This is a genomic window from Paenibacillus sp. N119s (assembly GCF_059447605.1).
Window position 1 is genome coordinate 1 of sequence record NZ_JCAJRU010000391.1, and the last position, 2,515, is coordinate 2,515.

Sequence of the window (2,515 nt, forward strand, 5' to 3'; positions counted from 1 at the left end):
TTCCTTCTCGGCCTGTTTCATAGAGGAACGGCTCCACGAGACTTCAATCGCTTTATGCAAGCTTTCTCTGGCGGTCAGCCCAAAAGAGGGGTGCATCCAGCGTGAGGTTTGCTGAAACAGGGTGTGTAGAGGCTCTCGTAAGGGCTCCCCTGTCTTGGCGAAAGCATCTGGTAACGGAGACACCCCGTAAGAAACCTCAGTGGTCAGCCTTTGCAGCGCGAGAATTAACTCTCTGATTTGCCGCGGTCTCATGGCAAATTGTCTTGCACGCTGCCAACCCGCCAGCGTGGTGGCTAGTATAACCAAGACAGCTCCCAGCAGCTTAAGCATAGGAGATGCCTCCGCTCTGTCCTTCACCAGGCAATGTCAGCCTGCGCTGCTTGGCATCTGCCAGCCGAAAAGAGACCCCCCGGCTCGTCCGCTCCAGCATGACGTAGAGCTGGAACAGCTCCTGTCCAATAGTTAATCCGGCAAAGGCAGGCCGGCTTGCCATTTCAGCCACATCGCGACCATGTGCGGAAGCAATGACTGCGATGCCTGCATGAAGCGCCTCACGCACCGCCTCTGCATCTTCTGGTCGCCCGATTTCATCCACAATCAGGACATCCGGTGACATCGAGCGGATCATCATCATCATGCCCTCTGCTTTTGGGCATCCGTCCAATACATCGGTGCGAGGCCCGACATCAAAACCGGGGATGCCCTTATGACTGCCAGCAATCTCAGAGCGTTCATCTATAATGCCCACCTTAAGTCCACTTCGTCGCCCTCCGTTGCTTTGCATCCCTCCATAACTCAGTTGCCGAGCCAAGTCCCTCAGCAACGTCGTCTTGCCATGCTGAGGCGGTGACAAGATGAGCGTATGCCGTACTGTCCCGGATTTTTGATCCACTACAAAAGGTAGTATTCGATCAGCTATACCAGGAATGGCCCGAGCAATTCGTACATTAAAGCTGCTTATATCCCTCAAATGCTCTACTCGTCCCCGGTTGAGCACGGTTCTCCCTGCCAAGCCAACACGATGACCACCAGGGATCGTAATAAATCCTTTGCGAAGCTCCTCTTCCATGGTGTATAAGGAATGATTACTGATAAAATCCAGCAGTCGGTGGGCAGCCTCGCGGTTAGGCTTATAGGCTTCCGCAGGGTTCAAGGTCAGCCGACCAGCAGTCGTTACAAAGTGGTGATCCCCATTCGCATTAACCTCCAGCGGCCTTCCTTCCCGGACCCGGATTTCTTCCAGTTGCTTGAATACCGTTTCTGGAAGCCTTCCGAGTATACCGTGCAACGGTTCCGGAAATAACTCCAGCCATTCCATACCAGTGCCGCCTCCTCACAGTTGTCCTTTTTCTTTAAGACAAGTCTATGGCTGACTCTCGCTTTTTATGCCGAAAATATATTGAAATACCAGTCAAACATTTGCTCACTTCGATCCACGTCCAATAGAGCTTTCTCCCGCTTGCTCCAGTAGCTTCCCCTGCTTTGTATAATAAAAAAAGGGCTCCCTCAAAGCCTTGGCGGCTAAGGGATACCCTTAAATAAAAAAAGCTAGTTTTAAGCAAAAGAGGTTGTTCCACAGTCTGACTCTCACTGGTGGAACAACCTCTCAACCTACTGATGTATTCTATGATTTATCAATCTATAAATAGGGTATAATATATCGACCTTTCCCCGTTATAATAATTTTCTAAATCACTTGATGTTATTAACGGCGGTCTTTAGGTCCGCCCACAAACGCTTGCTCCTCAGTATCCAGATTATAAGCGGTATGCAATGCTTGAATAACCTCATGAAGCTTTCCAGCTTCAATAACACACGATACCTTGATTTCAGAAGTGCTTACCATTTTAATGCTAACACCTTGCTCGGCCAATACAGCAAACATTTGCGCTGCAACACCCGGGTGGCTAACCATTCCCGCACCTACGATGGATACCTTTACCAGATTTTCCTCGGACGTTACTTCACGATATGGAAGCTCTCCGCGAATATCTTCCAGCGTCTTAAGTGCAGCTTCACGATCTGTCAGAGCTACTGTAAAGGAGAAGTCTGCTTTTCCAGCTTCAACCCCGCTCTGCACAATAATGTCTACATCAATTTTGGCTGCCGCCAGTGTTCCAAAAACTTTTGCCAGTACACCAGGGATATCTTCAACGCCCAAAATACTGATTCTTGCTACATTTTTATCATACGCAATTCCACTGACTACAACGCCTTGCTCCATCACTGCATCCTCCTTTACGACCGTTCCTTCGTTATGATTAAAACTGGACCGCACAATTAACGGCACCCGGTTATGTTTGGCATACTCTACCGCACGGGGATGTAAAACAGCTGCACCCAAATTGGCTAATTCCAGCATCTCATCATAAGAAATTTCCTTGAGCTTACGGGCGACCTTTACGATCCGTGGATCTGTTGAATATATGCCATCCACATCCGTGTAAATTTCACAGGCGTCCGCTTGAATTGCTGCCGCCAGCGCAACAGCCGTCGTATCTGAACCACCACGTCC

Annotated in this window: 3 protein-coding genes; all 3 read right to left on the bottom strand. The window is 49.5% G+C overall.

Annotation, left to right across the window (positions count from 1 at the left end; all coding sequences use genetic code 11):
- Positions 1–330: stage III sporulation protein SpoIIIAB (gene spoIIIAB, locus AC5V8P_RS25010; protein ID WP_495473999.1), on the bottom strand; the 330-nt coding region annotated here is incomplete at its 3' end.
- Positions 323–1,318 carry a stage III sporulation protein AA gene (gene spoIIIAA / locus AC5V8P_RS25015; RefSeq protein ID WP_064796344.1) on the bottom strand — a complete coding sequence of 332 codons (996 nt, stop codon included), beginning with the start codon at positions 1,316–1,318 and terminating at the stop codon, positions 323–325. The genes spoIIIAA and spoIIIAB, both read right to left, overlap by 8 nt.
- A 387-nt stretch (positions 1,319–1,705) precedes the next feature.
- Positions 1,706–2,515, bottom strand: an 810-nt coding sequence (locus AC5V8P_RS25020; RefSeq protein ID WP_495474000.1) for an aspartate kinase, incomplete at its 5' end; no start/stop codon positions are given.

Coding starts and splice junctions, on each gene's coding strand:
- spoIIIAA (WP_064796344.1), bottom strand. CDS start 1,318: ATGGAATGGCTGGAGTTATTTCCGGAACCGTTGCACGGTATACTCGGA.